Source organism: Marinobacter vinifirmus (assembly GCF_002258215.1).
GTDB lineage: Bacteria > Pseudomonadota > Gammaproteobacteria > Pseudomonadales > Oleiphilaceae > Marinobacter > Marinobacter vinifirmus.
Genome location: NZ_NEFY01000006.1, coordinates 101503 through 121203, shown reverse-complemented (window position 1 = coordinate 121203; position 19701 = coordinate 101503). Strand labels below are relative to the sequence as shown.

Sequence of the window (19701 nt, the reverse complement as noted above, 5' to 3'; positions counted from 1 at the left end):
GGTTTTTTGGAATCTGGAGCGGGAAACGAGATTCGAACTCGCGACCCCAACCTTGGCAAGGTTGTGCTCTACCAACTGAGCTATTCCCGCAGATCTTTGTGAGGGCGTTGCCTCTCAACGGCTGCGTATTCTACTGATCGATCGCAGCGCGTCAACAGTTTTTTTAAGAAATTATGAAAGCGGATTATTGGCCAAACCTCCGCCCTCCCTCCAGATATTCCAGCTCCTGCTCCGTAGACTTACGCCCGAGGGCACGGTTACGGTGGGGAAAGCGGCCAAACCGGGCAATGATGTCGTGATGGTCCCGGGCTGACTGCAGGAAGCTCTCAAGAAAATCTCCCAGCAAGCCGTTGTGGCTTGCCGCCAACTGCCGATAGCACTCCACCGACAATTCCTGGTCCTTGATCTTCTCGGAGTGCTGTAACGGCATATACAGAAAGGCGCGTTGAACCGCCGGTAACTGAACATCCTGGCCCTGGTCCATCGCCCGCCGGCACAATTGTCTGGCCAGGCGATCGTGCTCGAAAGCCAGCGCAGCGCCCCGGAAGATATTCCGGGTAAACTGGTCCAGCAACAGGATTTCCGCCAGGGCTCCGCCGGCAGCTGTACGCCAGTGCTCCAGCCCCTCCTCGGAGGCAAACAAAACCAGGGACAAAAAGCGTCGGCGAATCTCCTGGTCGAACTTTCTGTCAGACCGGAACCAGCGGTTACGATGAAATGCATCCGGCAGGCCCTGCTCATCCAGGGGGCCAAACCAGTAATCCAAAAGCTCTTTCCAATCGAACATTTAACCACTCCCTGATACATTTAGGGCAACAGCATCGTATAACTTTGCAGTCATTACGTATCAGCCAATCCATCTGATCATTCCGGAGACCTCATGGCAAATCCTCACCGCATTATTCTGCTGGCTCACGGCAGCAGCGACCAGCGCTGGTGCGATACCTTTGAGCAACTGGCCAAGCCTACCCTCGAGTCAGTCGAAGACTCGTCCATTGCCTATATGGAGCTGGCCGAGCCTTCCCTGGAGACGATTGTTGCCCGGGGCAAGGAAAGCGGCGCCACCAGCTTTACCATCGTTCCGTTGTTCCTGGCTGCGGGCCGGCATTTACGCAAAGACGTCCCGGCCATGATTGAAGAGCTCGAGAAACAGCATGGTGTAGAGATCCGGCTGGCAGACCCTATTGGACAGAACCCGCATCTGGGTGAAGCCATCCGGGATGTTGTCCAGGACGAACTGGGCCGCGCTGCAGTCTGACCACCCGGTTTGCATGGAGGGAAGCAGACATGGAAAAGCGAATTCTGATAACCGGCGGTACCGGCTTCATTGGCCAGGTTCTTTGCCAGGAACTGGCCAGCCGGGGCTGGTCACTGACAGTGCTGAGCCGACAGGCGCCCAACATCGTCAAGGAACTTTGTGGCCCCGTTCAGGTAATTGGCGACCTTGGGCAGACCTCCGGTGGCGCCGGCTTTGATGCGGTCATCAACCTGGCCGGCGAAGGCATTGCAGACAAGCGCTGGTCTGATAAACGAAAACAAGCCCTCAGGGACAGCCGCATCGCACTGACCCATGATCTGGTCAGCGCCATGGAAAGCTGGGCGACCAAACCCGGGGTACTCGTATCCGGCTCTGCTGTAGGTGTGTACGGAAACCAGGGCGATCAATTAGTTACCGAAGAGACCTCACCCAATATCGAGTTTACCCACGAGCTTTGCCGCGATTGGGAGCAGGCAGCTCTGGAGGCGGAGAAACTCGGTGTACGGGTATGCCTGTCCCGTACAGGCGTGGTAGCGGGCTCCGGTGGAGGTTTTCTGCAGCGAATGCTGCTGCCCTTCAAACTGGGGCTGGGCGGCAAGCTTGGAAGTGGTCGCCAGTATATGCCCTGGGTGCACAGAGACGACGTTGTCGCCGCCCTGACCTGGATGCTGGAAAACGAACAGGCTCGCGGCCCCTATAATGTCGTCAGCCCCGCACCGGTAACAAATGCTGAATTTACCATGGCGCTGGCACGTGTGCTGAGCCGGCCCGCGATACTGCCTGCGCCTGCATTCGCATTACAGTTGATGCTGGGGGAAATGGCCCGGCTGTTGCTCACCGGCCAACGAGCGGTTCCGGCAAGACTGGAAAAAGAAGGATTCCGGTTCAAGTACCCGGAGTTAGCGGATGCCCTGCAAGACAGCGTGAAGTGAATTTTTTTGAAAAAAAGCGTTGACAGGCCCAAGGCCCTTACTTAATATACGCGCCACCTCGACGAGGCAAGCTTTTGAAAACGTTGCGTCCCCTTCGTCTAGTGGCCTAGGACTCCGCCCTTTCACGGCGGCAACAGGGGTTCGAACCCCCTAGGGGACGCCAATTTTTCCCAAGCTTTGATAGCACCCGAAGATGCTATCCGCCATGGCTTCCACGATGATGCTTGGCGCCACCCTTCGCACCGTGGTGCTTCTGATCTTTCACGATGAAGACACCAACGCCTACGAAAAATCCGATCATCAGCAACACTGTTACAATACCTGCGATTACCACAGCGTCCATATACATGGCCGTTCTCCTGTTTGATTCCGAACTTGACTAAGCTCAGGTTACGCCCGTACCGCCCACACCATCTTGACCTGAATCAAGCCCGAGACACCGTTGCAATAAGTGTCAAACTGAGACTTCTTCCGGCAATTCTTCCGATTTATCCTGAGTTTGCAGGGCAGTTGTCATAAACTGTTGCTATAGTCGTTTGCAGGGAAGCTGGGTTAACGCCCAAATCACAACACGGTTTGCAGCGCCTGGTTATGTCAGATACTTCACAAGGTGGCCTGGTCACTGAAATGCCAGACATTACGACACGTCTGAAACGTATTCGTACGGCCTCTCCTCTCTCTATCAGGCTCCTGGCATGGATCCTTCTATTCAGCTCGGCCTTTACTTTGCTGGCCTCCTGCATACAGATCTATTCGGACTACCGCCAGGACCTGAACAAAATCCAGCAAAGGCTCGATGTGATCGAAGCAGGCTACTCGTCCAGCCTTGCCCGCAGCCTATGGGCCCTCGACCAGAAATCCCTGCAAACCCAGATGGAAGGCATTCTCAGCCTGCCCGATATCGACCACCTGCGCCTGCGCATAGAGCCGGATTCCGAACTGGTCATGGGGCAAAGCCCCCGGGGCGACGTGCTCAGCCACAGCTTTGACCTGGTTTACCGGGATGACGAACCCTTCAACCTTGGCCGAATTACCATCACCGCCGGACTGGAGCGGGTCTATCAGGATCTCAGGCACCGGGTGGGCGTCATCATTGCCACCCAGTTCTTCACCATTTTCTTTATTTCCATCCTGATTCTCTGGATTTTCCGCCACCTGGTTACCCGGCACCTGACCGCCATGGCCGGTTACACCCGCGATCTTTCCCTGAAAACCCTGTCGCGGCCGCTCAAACTGGAACGTCCGGACACCCCGGGCAATCGCCGGGACGAACTGGGCCTGGTAACAGACGCCATCAACGAGATGCGTGAGCGGCTGAACGAAGATGTGGCACGCCGTGAGCGGGACGCTGCCGATATCCTGAAGTTCTCCCAGGCCATCGAACAGAGCCCCTCTTCTGTGCTGATCTGCGACCGGCAGTGGCACATCGAATACGCCAACCAGAAATTCAGCCAGCTCACCGGCTACACCCAGGACGACATCATCGGCAAACACCCGTCCGCACTGGTGGACCAATCCATGAACAGCCGGGAAGCCTGGCATCTGTGGCAGGCAATACGGCTGCAGGTGAAGCGGGTTGGCGTCTGGCAGGGTGAAGTGAACAGCGTAAGGCGTAATGGTGAGCGTTACTGGGAACAGCTGGTGGTGACACCCATCAAGGATTCCAACAGCGATACCACCGGCTACCTGATTCTCGGTGAAGATATCAGCATCCGTAAACGTTACGAACAACAACTGTTGCGCCAGGCCAACTACGATGTACTTACCGGGTTGCCGAACCGCATGCTGGCACTGGATCGCCTCAAGCTGGCCATTGCCCAGGCCCGCCGGGATGAAACCCAGGTTGGTGTTATGTTCCTCGACCTGGACAACTTCAAACACATTAACGACACCCTTGGCCACGATGCCGGGGACACCCTGCTGATTGAAGCCTCCAAACGGGTCTCCAGCTGCCTTCGCGGCACCAGTACCGTCGCCCGCCTGGGCGGCGATGAATTCCTGGTGGTCCTGCCCGGCCTGAGTGGCCCCGATGCCGCCTGCCAGGTAGCTGATCGCATCCTCAAAACCTTCTCGACACCGTTCATGCTGGGCGGCCAGGAAGTGTTCGTTACCACCAGTATTGGTATCGCCACCTTCCCACAGGACTCCGATAACAGTGGCACCCTGCTCCAGCACGCCGATGCCGCCATGTACGAAGCCAAGCACAAGGGCAAGAGCGCCTATTCCCGCTTCACACCGGAAATGACCGAGATCTCCCACGAGCGGCTGCAGATGGAATCCTACATGCGCAAGGCCATGGAGCTCGGCGAGTTCGAACTCTATTTCCAGCCAATCATCGATACCCACTCCGGCAAGCTGGTGTCTGCCGAAGCCCTGCTGCGCTGGAACAACCTTGCCCTGGGTATGGTGATGCCGGATCGTTTCATTCCGCTGGCCGAGGAAACCGGGCTGATCATTCCGATTGGCGAGTGGGTTATCCAGGAAGCCTGCAAAGCCGCCCGCAACTGGCAAACCCTGACCGGAAACCCGATCGGTGTGGCGGTGAATGTGTCACCGCGCCAATTCAGGGATCCGGGCTTTACCGATGCCGTCATGCGGGCGCTCGACGCCAGCGGGCTGAGCGCGGAGCTGCTGGAGCTGGAAATCACCGAACGGCTGATTCTGGACAACTCCATTGAAACCGCTGATATCCTTCGCAAGCTTGACCGTTCCGGAATCCGCCTGACGGTAGACGATTTCGGTACCGGCTACTCAGCTCTGAGCTACCTCAAGAGCTACCCCTTTGATACCCTGAAAATCGACAAGTCCTTCATCCAGGACGTGCTGACCGAAAACGACGATGCCTCGCTTGTTCGCGCCATCATCACCATGGCCCACAGCCTTGGCCTGAAAGTGGTGGCAGAGGGCGTCGAAGCCGAAGCCCAGACCCACTTCCTGAAGGAAGAACATTGCGATTACTCACAGGGCTACTTCTACAGCACTCCGCTCCCGGAACAGGATTTCATCCAATGGCTCGACACCAACGAGCGGGCCAGCACCTAGAACCAACACGGCGAGAACATGGAAGAATCAATACTGGTTGTGAACTGCGGCAGTTCCTCCCTGAAACTTGCACTTTTTGATCAGAAGAACCGGAAAATCGCTTCGGCGCTGGCCGAGAAGCTGAACAACAGCGATGCCTTTGCACGAATCTCCGGTGACGATAATCCGGTGGAATTGCCGGCCGGAGCCAGTCACGAACAGGCCCTGCAGGCGCTGGTGAACGAATTCCGGAACCGGCAATTGCTGACCGGCACACCCAAGGCTATCGGCCATCGGGTTGTACATGGTGGCGAAACCTTCCGTGAAGCCGTCCTGGTGGATGATGCCACCGAGCAGGCCATCGAAGCCTGTGCTGAACTGGCCCCCTTGCACAACCCGGTCAACCTCGCCGGTATCCGTGCCATGCGGGCCCTGTTCCCGGACCGCCCCCACGCCGCCGTCTTCGATACCGCCTACCACCACACCCTGCCGGAGCGGGCTTATCGCTATGCGCTACCCGAGCATTGCTATACCCAATGGGGCATCCGGCGCTATGGCTTTCACGGCACCAGTCATTACTTTATGGCCCGGGAGGCCGCACGGCTACTGGGTAAAACACCGGCGACCACATCGATTATCTCGGCACACCTGGGCAATGGCTGCAGCATCACCGCCATCCGCGATGGCCTGAGCGTTGACACCAGCATGGGCCTTACGCCCCTTGAAGGCCTGGTGATGGGCACCCGAAGCGGCGACGTCGACCCCGGCCTGTTCGACTACCTGGCTACCCGGGGAGTCAGTGCCACCGAAGCCCACCGTATGCTCAACAACGACAGCGGATTGCTGGGCCTGTCCGGGCAAACCAACGATATGCGATCCCTGTGCGAGCTGGCTGATCACGGCCACGAACCCTCACAACTGGCAATCGATGTGTTCTGTTTCCGCCTAGCCCGCTATGTCGGTGCCATGACGGCCTCGCTGGCACAACTCGACGCCCTGGTGTTTACCGGCGGTATCGGTGAGAACAGCCCCCGCATCCGACAGGAAACCGTCAAACACCTGGGGCTGCTCGGAATTGAACTGGACACCGGCCTGAACCGTGATCATGGCAGGATGAGCGACGGCTTTGTCAGTAGCCCCGACTCCCGGTTCCCGGTGCTGGTGATTCCCACCAACGAAGAACTGGTTATTGCCCAGGAAGCCGAGCGCCTGGCCTCCGCCTGAACGACCGAACCCGACAGATTTACAGGACAACCCATGGCAAAAAGTCTTTTTATTGCACCTACCTCGATGGAATCCGGCCTGACCTCCGTTTGTCTTGGCCTGCTCCGGGCCCTCGAGCGTGAAGGCGTGAGCGTTGGTTTCTACAAACCGTTCAGCCAGTCGGTACACCGCGGCGAAGCCATCCATAACGACGGCCGCGATTCTTCCACGGCGTTTGTCACCGCCCGCAGCCACCTGCAACCACCCGATCCGATTCCCCTGAAAGAAGCCCAGCAACTGCTGAACCGGGGCAAGGGAGACCTGCTTCTGGAAAATATCGTTGGCGAGTACCAGAAAGTCGCCAACCAGGTCGATATCGTTATCATCGAAGGCCTGGTGCCGGACCGGAGCGAAGCCTACATCGCACGACTCAATGTGGAGGTAGCCAGGAACCTGGGCTCCGAGGTGATCCTGGTGAGCGCACCAAGAAGCTGTTCCGCCTCTGACCTTGACGAGGAACTGGATTTCTCCGCGCGCCTGTTTGCCGCCCCCTCAGATCCGGACGTCATTGCCGTCATCCTGAACAAGATTGGCGCGCCGGAGAAGTCCGGCATGACCCTGGACCACCACCGTCCGGCGAAGGGAGACGTTATTGATTACCGCTCGGCCTGCAAGGTGTTCACGTCTGGCCGTTTCCACCTGCTGGCCGAGATTCCCTGGCAGCCACACCTGCTGGCGCCACGGGTGTCCGATGTTGCAAGGGAGCTCGGGGTGCCGGTATTGCACGAAGGCCACATGCACAGCCGCCGGGTGCAGAAAGTGTCTGTGTGTGCCCGCACCATCAGGAATATGACCGACACGCTGAAGCCTGGCACCCTGATGGTCACCCCCGGTGACCGCGAAGATATCGTGGTGACCACGGCCCTGGCGGCCCTGAACGGTGTGCCCCTGGCAGGCCTGATGCTTACCGGCGGACTGATGCCGGACAACCGGGTCATCGACCTGTGCCGCAGGGCGCTGGATACCGGACTCCCGGTACTCAGTTCCGATGCCAACACCTATGAAACCGCCCATATGCTGGCCAGCCTGTCGTCCGCCATCCCGATTGATGATCCGGAACGGATCGAGGAGTCCATGGAGTCGGTTGCCCGCCGCGTGGATACCGACTGGCTCCAGGAACACCTTAAGGTTCAGCGCCAGAGCCGTCTGTCGCCACCGGCTTTCCGTTACCAGCTGTCGGAGCGGGCGAGGTCTGCCAATAAACGAATCGTATTGCCGGAGGGCTGCGAACCCCGTACCGTGCACGCAGCCATTATTTGCCACCAGCGCAAACTGGCCCGCTGCGTATTAATCGGAAATCCCCAGGAAATCCGCTCGGTAGCGGCAGCACAGGGGCTTGAGTTACCGGAAGACCTGGAGCTGATGGATCCTGCCTCGATCCGCGACCGCTACATCGCACCGATGGTGGAGTTCAGGAAGCACAAGGGGCTCACCGAAGACATGGCCGAAGCCATGCTGGAAGACAACGTGGTGCTCGGCACCATGATGGTCGCCATGGATGAAGCCGATGGCCTGGTTTCCGGGGCCATCCACACTACCGCAAACACCGTGCGCCCTGCCCTGCAGCTGATCAAAACCCACGACAACGCCAAGGTGGTGTCGTCTGTATTCTTCATGCTGTTGCCGGAACAGGTGCTGGTATACGGTGACTGTGCCATCAACCCGGACCCGAACGCCGAAGAACTGGCCGACATCGCCATCCAGAGCGCCGAGTCGGCGGAGGCCTTCGGTATCGAGCCGGTGGTTGCCATGATCAGTTACAGCACCGGCGAGTCCGGTAGTGGGCAGGATGTCGACAAGGTGCGTGAAGCCACCCGCATTGCCCGGGAACGTCGTCCGGACCTGCTGATCGACGGCCCGCTGCAATACGATGCCGCTGCGATTGAAAGTGTCGGCAAATCCAAGGCACCAGACAGCAAGGTAGCCGGTAAGGCCACGGTGTTCGTGTTCCCGGATCTCAACACCGGCAACACCACCTATAAAGCCGTACAGCGCAGCGCAAATGTGGTCAGCGTCGGCCCGATGCTTCAGGGCCTGAGAAAGCCTGTGAACGACCTGTCACGGGGTGCGATGGTGGAAGATATCGTGTTTACCATTGCCCTGACAGCCGTTCAGGCGCGCCAGGTAGAGGAAGCGGGAGTGGCGTGAGCCACTCCCGGTCGTGCGGAGAGCCCGGTTGATCAGCGTTTAACGCTTTTCTGCCGGGTTTTCTTGATCTTGCGGCCTTTCTTCAGGTCGTTATCCTTCTTGACCTTCTGCCGTGGTGTCAGCCGGTCAACCTTGTTGGCAAACGGGTTTTCACCGGACTTGAACTCGAAGCGGATGGGTGATCCCACCACTTTCAGCACCTTGCGGAAGGTGTTCTCCAGATACCGTTTGTAAGCCCCGGGCAGCGAATCCACCTGGTTACCGTGCACCACAATCACCGGCGGATTAGAGCCGCCCTGGTGTGCGTAACGCAGCTTGATTCGCCGGCCATGAACCATGGGCGGCTGATGCTGGGCTACGGCATCCTGCAGGATTGCCGTCAGGCGGTTTGTGGGCCACTTCGCCATGGCAGATTCGTAGCAGGCCTGCACCGATTCGTACATCGTGCCTACCCCCGTGCCATGCAGCGCCGAGATATAGTACTTGTCTGCATAATCCAGGAAATCGAGGCGACGGGCCACCTGCTCCTTCACCTTGCTTCGGTCTTCCGGATCCATGCCGTCCCATTTGTTGACGGCGATCACCAGTGACCGGCCGGCATCCAGCACAAAGCCGATCAGGTGCAGGTCCTGGTCTACCAGACCTTCCCGGGCGTCAATCACCAGGATCACCACATGGGCGTCGTCGATGGCCTGCAGGGTTTTGATGATGGAGAACTTCTCCACCACTTCGTGAACGTTTTTACGGCGCCGTACCCCGGCGGTATCAATCAGGGTGTACTGCTCACCATGGCGCTCGTAGGGAATGTATACGCTGTCGCGAGTGGTACCCGGCATGTCATAAACCACCACCCGGTCTTCACCCAGCATCCGGTTAACCAGTGTGGACTTGCCTACATTCGGACGGCCCACAACACCGATGCGGATACCCGGATAACGATCGGCCCGGTCCTGCTCCTCCGGATCTACCGGTTCAGGCAGCAGGGTTTCCAGCAAGGTACGGATACCGCGGTTATGGGCTGCGGCGATGGTAAAGCTGGATTCAAAGCCCAGGCGGTAGAAATCCGCCGCGGCAACATCCGGATCCTGGCCGTCGGTTTTGTTAACCACCAGGTGCGCCTGCTTGCCGGAGCGGCGCAGATGGTCAGCAATCATTTCGTCACCGGCCGTCAGCCCTGCCCGACCGTCTACCAGGAACAGGACGATATCGGCCTCTTCCACAGCCTGAAGGGACTGCCTGGCCATTTCAGCGTCCAGGCCAACTTCGTCACCAGTCAGGCCGCCGGTGTCGATAACAATGAACTTCTGCCCTTCGTAATGACCTTCCCCGTATTTTCTGTCACGGGTGAGGCCCGGAAAATCTGCCACAAGGGCATCCCGGGAACGGGTCATCTGGTTGAACAGGGTGGACTTGCCAACGTTTGGGCGGCCCACCAGGGCTATTACTGGGGTCATATTGGTCTGCTATGCAAATAAAACAGAAACCCGGCCGTAGCCGGGTAAATTCATGGGGCTGTCAGTCGTCCTGCTCAAGCCTGAGCACGGACAGTTTGCCGCCGTTTCCGTAAACCAGCAGGTTACCATCTCTCGTAACCTGAATCGGTACGCGGATACCCTCACTGTCAAACTTCACCTGGCCCTGCAGGCTACCGTCCTCGGCGGACAACACGTGCAGATAACCCTCAAAATCGCCTACCACCAGGTAGTCTCCGGAGACGGCCGGACGGGTTACCTGGCGCCAGGACAGCTGGTCCTGAACCCACAGCTCCCTGCGGTCGTTGCCACGAAGCGCCTGGATGTCACCATTGGCCGAGGCCAGGTAGATATTGCCGTTACCGATTGCCGGTGAATAGAAGCTGGATGCCGGCTTGCTCCAGATTTCCTGGCCGGAAGGAATATCCACCAGAGCCAGCTTGCCCTGATAACCCGCCACCATAATGGCGGAATCCAGCACCAGCGGCTGTCCACCAATATCCACCAGGCGCTCAAGCTCTGTTCGGCCCTGGGGCTGGCCTACTTCGTACTGCCAGACCGGCTGCCCGGCGGCTGCCGTCAACGCAATGACCCGGCCGTTGGCGAAGGACGCGATCACCACGTCTCCACCCACCAGCGGAGCCGCGCCAGTGCGCATGGTCAGAACCGGAACCTGGGCATCGTACTGCCAGAGCTGGTCACCATTCCCGGCATCAAAACCGATCACCCGGCCATCGGTGGTCTGCGCCACCACCAGGGAACCGTTAGACTGCGGCGCAGCTACCACTTCCGTGGGCAGGCTCGCGCGCCATTGTTCACTGCCATCCTCACTGGACAGGGCGATCAGTTCGGCATTCCGGCTTGCCAGGTAAAGTTGCCGGGCATCAGCACCCGGGCCCGCAAACAAACGCTCGTCCAGGTCCTGCTCCCAGATCAGCTCGCCGTTTTCGCTTTGGACCGCGACAACCTCGCCGTCTGCAGAGGCAGCATACAAGGTGTCACCCGCATACAGCGGCGCCATGTGCAGGAACTCACCGTCGTGGCCATCGCCAACCGACATGGACCACACCCGGTCGAACTCCACACGCTCGTCGATTTCCGGCAAGGGGGCAGGCTGTTCAAAGGTATCGGTGGTGCTGCATCCGGCCAGGGCCATTGCCGCAATGGATGCCGCCGCCAGGAAACCCGAGCGGATGCTTCTGGATACCGGCATCAGGCGTCCTCCCCGACGCCCAGGTCAGACAGTTTCAGTTCCAGGACACCGCTTCGGCCCTGTTGGTTCTGTTCCCGGGCGGTCAGATAGGCTTCCCGGGCACCATCCTGGTCGCCTTTGGCCAACAGGATATCGCCCCGAAGTTCGGAGAAAATGGCATTGAAGGCATCCGCTTCGCCAGCACCATCAAGCGTGGCCAGGGCATCGTCGTGGTTGCCGGCGGCAAACTGGGCCCGAGCCAGGCGGTTGCGCACCACCAGGGAAAGCGCCTTGTCATCAGCAGCCTTGTCCAGCGCCCAGCTGAGAGATTCTACTGCAGCGGCTGGATCGTTCTGTTCGGCCAGTTGCTGGCGCGCCATCACCAGGTTGCCGTAGATGGCATAGGCGCTGTCGGAGTGCTCTTCACGCAGGGTTTCGGCGACAAAGGCCATGGTGTCTGTGTCAGATTCTCCCTGCTCACCCGAAAAGGCGTTCAGCAGATTGGCGAACTGGTTGGCTGCTTCCGCCCGTTGCTGGGCCTGGTGGTTCTGCCAGGCTTGCCAGCCGAAGACAATGGCGAGTGCCGCGCCGATACCGATCAGCAGCGAACTGCCGTTCTTTTTCCACCAATCCTTGATCGCCTGGACCTGTTCTTCTTCTGTGCGCAACTCGGCCATGAAAACTCCTGATTAATTATTAAAATACAATGCGTTATCAAGAAAACTTAAAGCAAACCCTTCAGGACTGAAGCCAGTTCGGACTGGTTAACTTCCTGCTGGGGATCGTCATTTCGAAGTGGTTTCAGGGCCACCGTGCCGCTGGCAATTTCGTTCTCTCCCAGAATGACTGCATAGCGAGCATTGCTCCGGTCAGCCTTTTTCATCTGGCTCTTGAAACTTCCGCCACCACAATGGCTGACCACCACCACTCCGGGCAACTCATTACGCAGACATTCGGCCACCGCCATGGCTGGTGCAACGGCCTGCTCGCCCATGGCGGTTACGTATACGTCGGCGTTGTTGTTGACCTGCTCCGGCACCAGGCCGAGGGTTTCAAGCAGCAGAATCAGCCGCTCCAGACCCATGGCAAAACCTACCGCATCGGTGGGCTTGCCACCAAGTTGCTGAACCAGTCCATCATAACGGCCACCGGCACAGATGGTGCCCTGGGCGCCAAGGCTGTCAGTGATCCACTCGAAAACGGTTTTACCGTAGTAATCCAGGCCCCGAACCAGTGCCGGATTGACGGTGTAGCTTACACCGGCCGCATCCAGCAGTGCTTTCAGTTGCTCGAAATGGACGCGGGATTCGTCGTCCAGGTAGTCATCCAGCAACGGTGCCCCGTTCAGGATTTCACGGGTGGCCGGGTCTTTGCTGTCCAGGATGCGAAGCGGATTGGTGCCAAGACGACGCTTGCTGTCGTCATCGAGCTGGTCTTTATACTGCTCGAGATAACGAACCAGCGCCTCCCGGTACACCTTGCGGGATTCGCTGGTACCGATGGAATTGATTTCCAGCCGGGCATGCTCGGTCAGCCCGAACGCCTTCCACAGGCGGGCGGTCAGAACCAGCAGCTCCGCGTCAATGTCAGGGCCGGCCATGCCGAAGCACTCGACACCGATCTGGTGAAACTGGCGATACCGCCCTTTCTGGGGCCGCTCATGGCGAAACATCGGGCCGGTGTACCACAAACGGCGTGTCTGGTTGAACAGCAGGCCATGCTCTTCTGCGGCCCGAACGCAACCGGCTGTACCTTCAGGGCGCAGAGTCAGGCTGTCGCCATTGCGGTCGTCGAATGTATACATTTCTTTTTCGACGATATCGGTCACTTCACCGATCGAGCGCTTGAACAGCTCGGTGTGCTCTACCACCGGCATACGGATTTCCTGGTAGCCGTACTGGCCGAGCACCTGTCTTACCGTGGACTCTACATACTGCCAGACCGGGGTCTGGTCCGGGAGGATGTCATTCATCCCCCGAATTGCCTGAATTTTAGCCAAGTTTAAACCCTGAAAATCTTTGAATGGTGTCTTTGTAACGCTCAGTCTGAAGACCGGGCGATAACGGCTTCTTCCTGCTCCTGGCGCTTGGCAACCTGCTCGCGGATCAGCCGCTCGAGGTCATCAGCCAGTGCCGTGTTGTCCAGTTTCTGGTTCGGCTTTCCGCCCACATACAGCAGGTGTTTCGGGCTGCCGCCGGTCAACCCCAGGTCTGCTTCCTTGGCTTCACCCGGCCCGTTAACGATACAGCCAATGATGGCTACATCCAGTGAGGTGTTCACATCTTCAAGACGGGCTTCCAGGTCGTTCATGGTCTGGATAACGTCGAAGTTCTGGCGTGAACAACTTGGGCAGGCAATGAAATTGATGCCGCGGCTACGCAAACGCAGGCTTTTGAGGATGTCGAAGCCTACCTTGATTTCCTGTACCGGGTCTGCCGCCAGGGAGACCCGTATGGTGTCGCCAATACCATCCATCAGCAACATGCCGAGGCCGATGGCGGATTTCACGGTACCGGACCGGAAACCGCCCGCCTCGGTAATGCCCAGGTGCAAGGGCTGCTCAATCTGTGAGGCAATCTGGCGATAGGCTGCGACGGTCATGAATACGTCGGACGCCTTCAGGCTGACCTTGAAGTTCTGGAAGTCGTGCTTGTCCAGAATATCGATGTGGCGCATGGCAGATTCCACAAGCGCCTCGGGGGTCGGTTCGCCATACTTGCGTTGCAATGCCTTTTCCAGTGACCCGGCATTCACCCCGATGCGGATCGGAATATTGCGATCCTTGGCAGCGTTGATCACCGCACTCACCCGGTCGTCCCGGCCAATGTTGCCGGGGTTGATCCGCAAACAATCAACACCCAGCTCGGCAACCCGCAACGCAATCTTGTAGTCGAAATGGATATCCGAAACCAACGGCACCGAGACCCGCTCACGAATCTTGCCGAATGCCTCGGCCGCCTCCATAGACGGCACAGACACGCGGACAATATCCGCACCGGCCTCTTCAAGGGCCTTGATCTGACCGACGGTGGCATCAACATCACAGGTATTGGTGTTGGTCATGCTCTGTACCGAAATGGGCGCATCTCCGCCCACTGGCACATTGCCCACCATGATCTGGCGGGATTTACGTCTCTTGATCGGGGAATCTTGCTTCATGGTCTGGAACCAACAATCTGTTCAGGCGGTCGTTCAGGGTTCTAGGGTGAACTCTGCTCGGTTATTCACTACGCGGAAACGGCCAGGGTCCAGGGTCTCGCCCCGGAACTGGATGGTTTCAACGGCACTCATTGCGCCAACTACCACTCTCAGTGGCGCCTCACCGGATACGTCCAGCTGGTTGCCGCGGGTACGAAGACCGGCAGCCAGGCGGTTACCAGCGCCATCAGTAACCTGAATCCAGCAATCATCACTGAACGTCATCTGCAGACGGGCCGCTGCCGGCGGCTCGTTAGCCGCAACCGTTTCTTCCGGAACCGGCTCAGCGACCGCCGCAACGTCCGCCGGCGCGGTCTCAAGGGCTTGGTCGTCAGCCTCAGGGGCTGTTGCAGGGGCCATGTCAGGCTCCAGGGTCACGCCGTCTTCGGGCATAACCTGCCCTGCCTCGGGAGCGGATTCATCAACAGACTCCTGGGGCCCTGGCAGCACCACAGCAGGCTCGTCAGCTTCAATCAAAGGAGCAGTTACAGTGCTGTCCGGCTGAAACCCGGCAGGGTCTTCGGCGGCTTCGGGCTGCTCTGCTTCCGGTTGCGGTGTCGCCGGAAGCGCGGAGTCTTTGTTGCTGAGATAAGTAAAGGCCAGAAAGCCAATCAAAGCTGCGGCCACCAGCACGAGAATCAGCTTGGCGGCCCGACGCTTCTGGCGTCGGCGTCGTTCGATATTTACCAGCGGGTTAGCCTGCAGCGCCTGCTCCCGCTCCTGGCGGCGAGGCTCAAGCTCTGTGTCCAGGTCACGGATAATCGAGTCTGCATCCAGGCCTACTTGCCGCGCATAGGCACGGACATACCCCTTCAGGAACAGCTCGGTATCAATTTTGCTGTAATCACCGCTTTCAATCGCCTGGATCACGGAAACCCGAAGGTGCTGTTGGTCTGCAACCGCTGCCAGACTCAGCCCTGCCTTCTCCCGTGCCCGCCGGAGCTGCTGTCCGACAGATTCTGCGGATACGTTATTCAGCTGCTCGTCACCGGTCATTGGCAATCAGCACCTTGTATTGTTGATACTCTATGGATTCCGGGAATTCGTTCCGCAATAACAAAGCCATACTGGCTTCCTGGTCTTTGTCCCCGAAATAACGGGCAATGCGGATACCTGTGTAAAGGCTTTCTGCGGAATGGGTCAGTCGTGTATTGCCCTGAATCATGGTCTGAAGGCGACTGTAATACCGGGACGCTTCGGTGTAATTGTCCTGTTCCACCAGCACACGTGAAAGTGACAGTAACGAGCGAGCTTCGCCGCGGGTCAGCTCTACGGCTCTGCGGTAGGCTGCCTCTGCGCCTTCGAGGTTATCCAGGCGCTCTTCTGTCATGCCCAGATTGTAAAAGACACCTCCGCGCTCTCTGTACCCGGTATCCCGGGACGCAACGGAAAACTGGTTACGGGCACCTTCGTATTCTTTTTGGCCGTACAAGAAGGCACCGTAATAGACTCGCCCACGGGTATAGCTTCCGTCCGCTGACACAGCCTTGCGGAAACTTTCTTCGGCCAGCTGCTCTTCGCCTTCATAGCTGTACACCAGCCCCATGGCAGCCAATGCCTCGGCATCTCCGCTGTCAATTTCCAGGGCGCGATCAAGGTGGTGCCGGGCCCGCTCCAGGTTGCCCTGCCGGATATAGGCGGTTGCCAGCTGAACGTAGCTGCTCAAGGCTTTGTCGCGGTCAGCCTCCCGGCTGAAACGGCTGTCTGTGGTGGTTACGCATCCGGACACCAGCATCCCTGAAAAAACCAGGGCCAACACAGCCAGTTTTACCTTGGAATTCCTAACCATCAACAAACACCTTACCTTGGTTGTTTCTGCTCCCCTGTATTCAGGGATTAACTTGCTGAACGGCAATATAGCGCTGGCTTCTGCGCGTCCGGTCTTCCACCCGGCCTACCAGCTGCCCGCAGGCAGCGTCAATGTCATCACCTCGGGTGGTTCGGATGGTGGTCACGAAGCCGGCTTCGTTCAGCACATTCTGGAAGCGCCGGGTTGCGTTCATGCTGGGCCGGCGGAAATCGCTTTCCGGGAATGGATTAAACGGTATCAGGTTAATCTTGCAGGGCAACCCCTTCAAGATTACGGACAGTTCCCGGGCGTGCTCTGGCTGGTCGTTCACACCTTCTATGACCGTGTACTCGATAGTGGCCTTACGCTTGTCCGGCAGGCGCGCCAGGTAGCGGCGGGTCGCTGCCAGCAACTCGGCAATCGGGTACTTTTTATTCAGCGGCACCAGCGTGTTACGAAGTTCATCATTAGGGGCATGCAGAGAGATGGCCAGTGAAACATCGGTAACCTCACCCAGCCGGTCAAGGGCCGGAACAACACCAGAGGTACTCAGGGTAACCCGACGCTTGGAAATACCGTAAGCCAGGTCTTCCATCATCAGGTTCATGGCGTCAACCACGTTATCGAAGTTGAGCAGGGGCTCTCCCATGCCCATCATGACCACGTTGGTAATCGGCCGATCGGTGGGATCAAACGGCATGAAAGCGCGGCGCGCCACCCACACCTGGCCAATGATTTCTGCCGCTGTCAGGTTACGGTTAAAGCCCCGCTTTCCCGTCGAACAGAAAGTACAGTCCAGGCTGCAGCCAATCTGGGACGACACACACAAGGTGCCACGTTCCCCATCAGGAATAAGCACAGTTTCAACACTGTTGCCGTTATCCATGCGCATAACCCACTTGCGGGTGCCGTCTTTCGAGGTTTCGTCGTAAACCACCTCGGGGCCACGCACTTCAGCAATTTCCTTGAGCCTTTCGCGCAGAACGCGGCTCATATTGGTCATTTGATCGAAGTCATCAACGCCACGCTGGTGGATCCACTGCAGCACCTGCTGGGCCCGGAAACGTTTTTCCCCCAGGGTTTCAAAAAATGCCTCGAGCTTGGCTTTGGGCATCCCCAGAAGATTGATTTTTTCGGCAGGGGCAGTCATGACATAACCTCGATCAGATAACCAATTCAGGGGCAGCCGTAAGCTGCCCCTGAACAGACAACATCAGCCGCGCGGGCAGATTTCGTTGTCGGAGAAGAAATACGCAATTTCGCGCTCGGCAGAAGCTGCAGAGTCGGAGCCGTGAACGGCGTTTGCGTCGATGGAAGAAGCGAAGTCTGCACGGATAGTGCCGGCGTCGGCTTCTTTCGGGTTGGTTGCACCCATCAGCTCACGGTTCTTCAGGATGGCGCCTTCGCCTTCCAGAACCTGCACAACAACCGGACCGGAAGTCATGAAAGCAACCAGGTCGTTAAAGAACGGGCGCTCTTTGTGCTCGGCGTAGAAACCTTCGGCCTGCTCCTGGGTCAGGTGCATCATTTTGGCCGCAACGATTTTCAGGTCGGCTTTTTCAAAACGGCTGTAGATTTCGCCGATAACGTTCTTGGCGACCGCGTCGGGCTTGATGATAGAGAGCGTGCGCTCGTTTGCCATGATGTTTCTCCAGTCTGGTTAGGGTAAAAATTCAGGGGTGCGATTATACGCAGTCCGAGTGCAACTGCCTACCGCACCGTACGAAGTCGGGACACAACCTGCACAATCTGCTCCACGGCAAAGTCGATTTCTTCATCGGTGGTGAACCGCCCGAAGGAAAATCTTAATGCCCGATGAGCCAGCTCGTCACTCACGCCAATGCCACGCAGCACAAACGAGGGCTCTACCGTAGCCGAAGCACAGGCAGAACCGGATGACACCGCCACCTGCCGCAAGCCCAGCATCAGGGACTCGGCTTCAACACCCTCAAAGGATAGGTTGACAATGCCCGGCACCCGATGTTCCCGGCTGCCGTTGAAATGAACGCCGGAAAGCGACTCCAGCCCGCCCAGAAAGCGCTCGCGCAGGGCTTCAAGGCGCATAAGTTCGTCAGACAGTCCTTGCCCGGCCAGCTCGAAAGCCTTCCCCATGCCGGCAATCTGGTGGGTAGGCAAAGTACCGGAGCGCATGCCCCGCTCGTGGCCGCCACCATGCATCTGGGCCTCGATGCTGACCTCTGGAGACCGACGCACATACAACGCACCAACACCTTTCGGGCCGTAAACCTTATGTCCGGAAAGCGACATCAGGTCGACATTCAGTGCGGCGACATCGACCGGCATCTTTCCGGCGGCCTGCGCGGCGTCCACGTGAAACAACACGCCACGGTTACGCAACAGTTCGCCGATTGCAGCCGTATCGGTAATACAACCCAGCTCATTGTTCACCAGCATCAGGCTCACCAGTACGGTGTTTTCCCTGAGTGCACCCGCCACCGCCTCAACCGAAATACGCCCGTCGGCTTCCGGCGCCAGCCAGGTAACCTCTACGCCCTGTTGCTCCAGCCACTTGCAGGTATCAATAACTGCCTTGTGCTCGATCGTCGATGTAATCACGTGGGCACTGGCCCGGCCGGCTACGGCACCTTTAATGGCAAGGTTGTCCGATTCCGTTGCCCCGGAGGTCCAGACAATCTCCCTGGGGTCGGCATGGATAAGGTCGGCTACCTGGCGGCGGGCACCTTCAACAGCGGCCTCGGCTTGCCAGCCGTATCCGTGGGAGCGAGACGCGGGGTTGCCAAAAACTCCATCAATGGTCAGATATTTGACCATCTCATCGGCAACGGCAGGATCAACGGGCGTCGTCGCCGCATAATCAAGATATACGGGTGTTTTCATAGTCAAAGGAAGTGTCGGTTATCAGGCCGGAGCCTGGTCAATCAAACGCCGGGTATTGATGGTATCCGGATCGCCATCAGACTGTTTACGGTTCTGGCGGTCCGCCACCTGGCGGATTTCGTGTTTTCGCATCAGGTCGCCCAGGCTGATTTCGCTGAGAAACTGATGAATCTGGCTGCTCAGGTCTGACCACAAATGGTGGGTAAGGCACTTTTCGCCATTCTGGCAGTCGCCTTTATTACCGCAACGGGTGGTATCCAGGGATTCGCTGACCGCATCCACCACTTCCGCGACATAAACGTCATCGGCAGAGCGGCTCAGACGATAGCCACCACCCGGGCCCCGCACGCTCACCACCAGGCTATGACGGCGCAAGCGGGAGAACAGCTGCTCGAGATACGAGAGGGAGATTTCCTGCCGGGCTGAAATATCTGCAAGGCTTACCGGCCCCTGGGCTCCGTGCAGGGCCAGGTCAAGCATCGCCGTTACAGCGTAGCGGCCTTTGGTGGTCAGCTTCATAATTTCAGCCCCGTTAATGGGAATGAATCGCGATATGCATGCGGAAGTAT

General features: G+C 58.3%; 18 protein-coding genes and 2 tRNA genes. 6 read left to right on the top strand and 14 right to left on the bottom strand.

What is annotated here, in order from left to right:
* Window positions 1-14: 14 nt before the first annotated feature.
* Window positions 15-90: transfer RNA gene (locus B9Q17_RS09640), tRNA-Gly, on the bottom strand.
* Between the two features lie 94 nt (window positions 91-184).
* On the bottom strand, window positions 185-787 hold the full coding sequence (locus B9Q17_RS09635) for a DUF924 family protein (protein ID WP_094625061.1): 603 nt from the start codon (window positions 785-787) through the stop codon (window positions 185-187).
* A gap of 93 nt (window positions 788-880) precedes the next feature.
* Here B9Q17_RS09635 and B9Q17_RS09630 point away from each other — a divergent pair, with 93 nt between their 5' ends.
* The 3 genes from B9Q17_RS09630 to B9Q17_RS09620 all read left to right on the top strand — a co-directional run bounded on the left by B9Q17_RS09630 (window position 881) and on the right by B9Q17_RS09620 (window position 2353).
* Window positions 881-1258, top strand: coding sequence for a sirohydrochlorin chelatase (locus tag B9Q17_RS09630; RefSeq protein WP_094625060.1), 378 nt, complete (start codon window positions 881-883; stop codon window positions 1256-1258).
* A 29-nt stretch (window positions 1259-1287) separates the two neighbouring features.
* Window positions 1288-2190, top strand: a complete 903-nt coding sequence (locus tag B9Q17_RS09625) for a TIGR01777 family oxidoreductase (protein WP_094625059.1) — start codon at window positions 1288-1290, stop codon at window positions 2188-2190.
* Window positions 2191-2277: 87 nt separating this feature from the next.
* A tRNA-Glu gene (locus tag B9Q17_RS09620) sits at window positions 2278-2353 on the top strand.
* Between the two features lie 33 nt (window positions 2354-2386).
* On the opposite strand, the gene ccoM is transcribed toward B9Q17_RS09620, so the two are convergent.
* Window positions 2387-2533 carry a cytochrome c oxidase subunit CcoM gene (gene ccoM, locus B9Q17_RS18565; protein ID WP_167373022.1) on the bottom strand — a complete coding sequence of 49 codons (147 nt, stop codon included), beginning with the start codon at window positions 2531-2533 and terminating at the stop codon, window positions 2387-2389.
* Window positions 2534-2781: 248 nt separating this feature from the next.
* Between ccoM and B9Q17_RS09615 the strand changes: the two genes are divergently transcribed.
* From B9Q17_RS09615 to pta, 3 genes are read left to right on the top strand one after another with little or no spacing between them, the layout of a single operon-like run.
* On the top strand, window positions 2782-5232 hold the full coding sequence (locus B9Q17_RS09615) for a bifunctional diguanylate cyclase/phosphodiesterase (RefSeq protein WP_094625139.1): 2451 nt from the start codon (window positions 2782-2784) through the stop codon (window positions 5230-5232).
* Window positions 5233-5250: 18 nt separating this feature from the next.
* Window positions 5251-6435 carry an acetate/propionate family kinase gene (locus B9Q17_RS09610; protein ID WP_094625058.1) on the top strand — a complete coding sequence of 395 codons (1185 nt, stop codon included), beginning with the start codon at window positions 5251-5253 and terminating at the stop codon, window positions 6433-6435.
* 33 nt (window positions 6436-6468) lie between these two features.
* Window positions 6469-8622, top strand: a complete 2154-nt coding sequence (gene pta / locus B9Q17_RS09605) for a phosphate acetyltransferase (RefSeq protein WP_094625057.1) — start codon at window positions 6469-6471, stop codon at window positions 8620-8622.
* A 32-nt stretch (window positions 8623-8654) separates the two neighbouring features.
* Here the strand turns inward: pta and der are convergent, their stop codons facing one another.
* The 11 genes from der to iscR form a co-directional block, all read right to left on the bottom strand.
* Window positions 8655-10076 (bottom strand): ribosome biogenesis GTPase Der, encoded by a 1422-nt coding sequence (der, locus tag B9Q17_RS09600; protein WP_022989213.1) that lies wholly within the window; start codon window positions 10074-10076, stop codon window positions 8655-8657.
* A gap of 61 nt (window positions 10077-10137) precedes the next feature.
* Window positions 10138-11307: an outer membrane protein assembly factor BamB gene (gene bamB, locus B9Q17_RS09595; protein WP_094625056.1), complete on the bottom strand. Its 1170-nt coding sequence runs from the start codon at window positions 11305-11307 to the stop codon at window positions 10138-10140.
* The gene (locus B9Q17_RS09590) at window positions 11307-11963 is read right to left on the bottom strand and encodes a YfgM family protein (protein WP_022989211.1); all 657 of its coding nucleotides are present in this window, start codon (window positions 11961-11963) and stop codon (window positions 11307-11309) included. Before B9Q17_RS09590 ends, bamB begins: the two co-directional genes overlap by 1 nt.
* Window positions 11964-12010: 47 nt before the next feature.
* Entirely contained in the window at window positions 12011-13285 is a 1275-nt protein-coding gene (gene hisS, locus B9Q17_RS09585; protein WP_094625055.1) for a histidine--tRNA ligase, read from the bottom strand.
* A gap of 41 nt (window positions 13286-13326) precedes the next feature.
* Entirely contained in the window at window positions 13327-14445 is a 1119-nt protein-coding gene (gene ispG, locus B9Q17_RS09580; protein WP_022989209.1) for a flavodoxin-dependent (E)-4-hydroxy-3-methylbut-2-enyl-diphosphate synthase, read from the bottom strand.
* Between the two features lie 33 nt (window positions 14446-14478).
* On the bottom strand, window positions 14479-15480 hold the full coding sequence (locus B9Q17_RS09575) for a RodZ domain-containing protein (RefSeq protein ID WP_094625054.1): 1002 nt from the start codon (window positions 15478-15480) through the stop codon (window positions 14479-14481).
* Window positions 15470-16273 carry a type IV pilus biogenesis/stability protein PilW gene (pilW, locus tag B9Q17_RS09570; protein WP_208618772.1) on the bottom strand — a complete coding sequence of 268 codons (804 nt, stop codon included), beginning with the start codon at window positions 16271-16273 and terminating at the stop codon, window positions 15470-15472. Before pilW ends, B9Q17_RS09575 begins: the two co-directional genes overlap by 11 nt.
* A gap of 40 nt (window positions 16274-16313) precedes the next feature.
* Window positions 16314-17423 carry a dual-specificity RNA methyltransferase RlmN gene (gene rlmN / locus B9Q17_RS09565; protein WP_022989206.1) on the bottom strand — a complete coding sequence of 370 codons (1110 nt, stop codon included), beginning with the start codon at window positions 17421-17423 and terminating at the stop codon, window positions 16314-16316.
* 63 nt (window positions 17424-17486) lie between these two features.
* Window positions 17487-17915, bottom strand: coding sequence for a nucleoside-diphosphate kinase (gene ndk, locus B9Q17_RS09560; RefSeq protein ID WP_022989205.1), 429 nt, complete (start codon window positions 17913-17915; stop codon window positions 17487-17489).
* 68 nt (window positions 17916-17983) lie between these two features.
* Window positions 17984-19132 carry an IscS subfamily cysteine desulfurase gene (locus tag B9Q17_RS09555; RefSeq protein ID WP_058340528.1) on the bottom strand — a complete coding sequence of 383 codons (1149 nt, stop codon included), beginning with the start codon at window positions 19130-19132 and terminating at the stop codon, window positions 17984-17986.
* A 21-nt stretch (window positions 19133-19153) separates the two neighbouring features.
* Window positions 19154-19651, bottom strand: a complete 498-nt coding sequence (iscR, locus tag B9Q17_RS09550) for a Fe-S cluster assembly transcriptional regulator IscR (RefSeq protein ID WP_022989203.1) — start codon at window positions 19649-19651, stop codon at window positions 19154-19156.
* Between the last annotated feature and the right edge of the window lie 50 nt (window positions 19652-19701).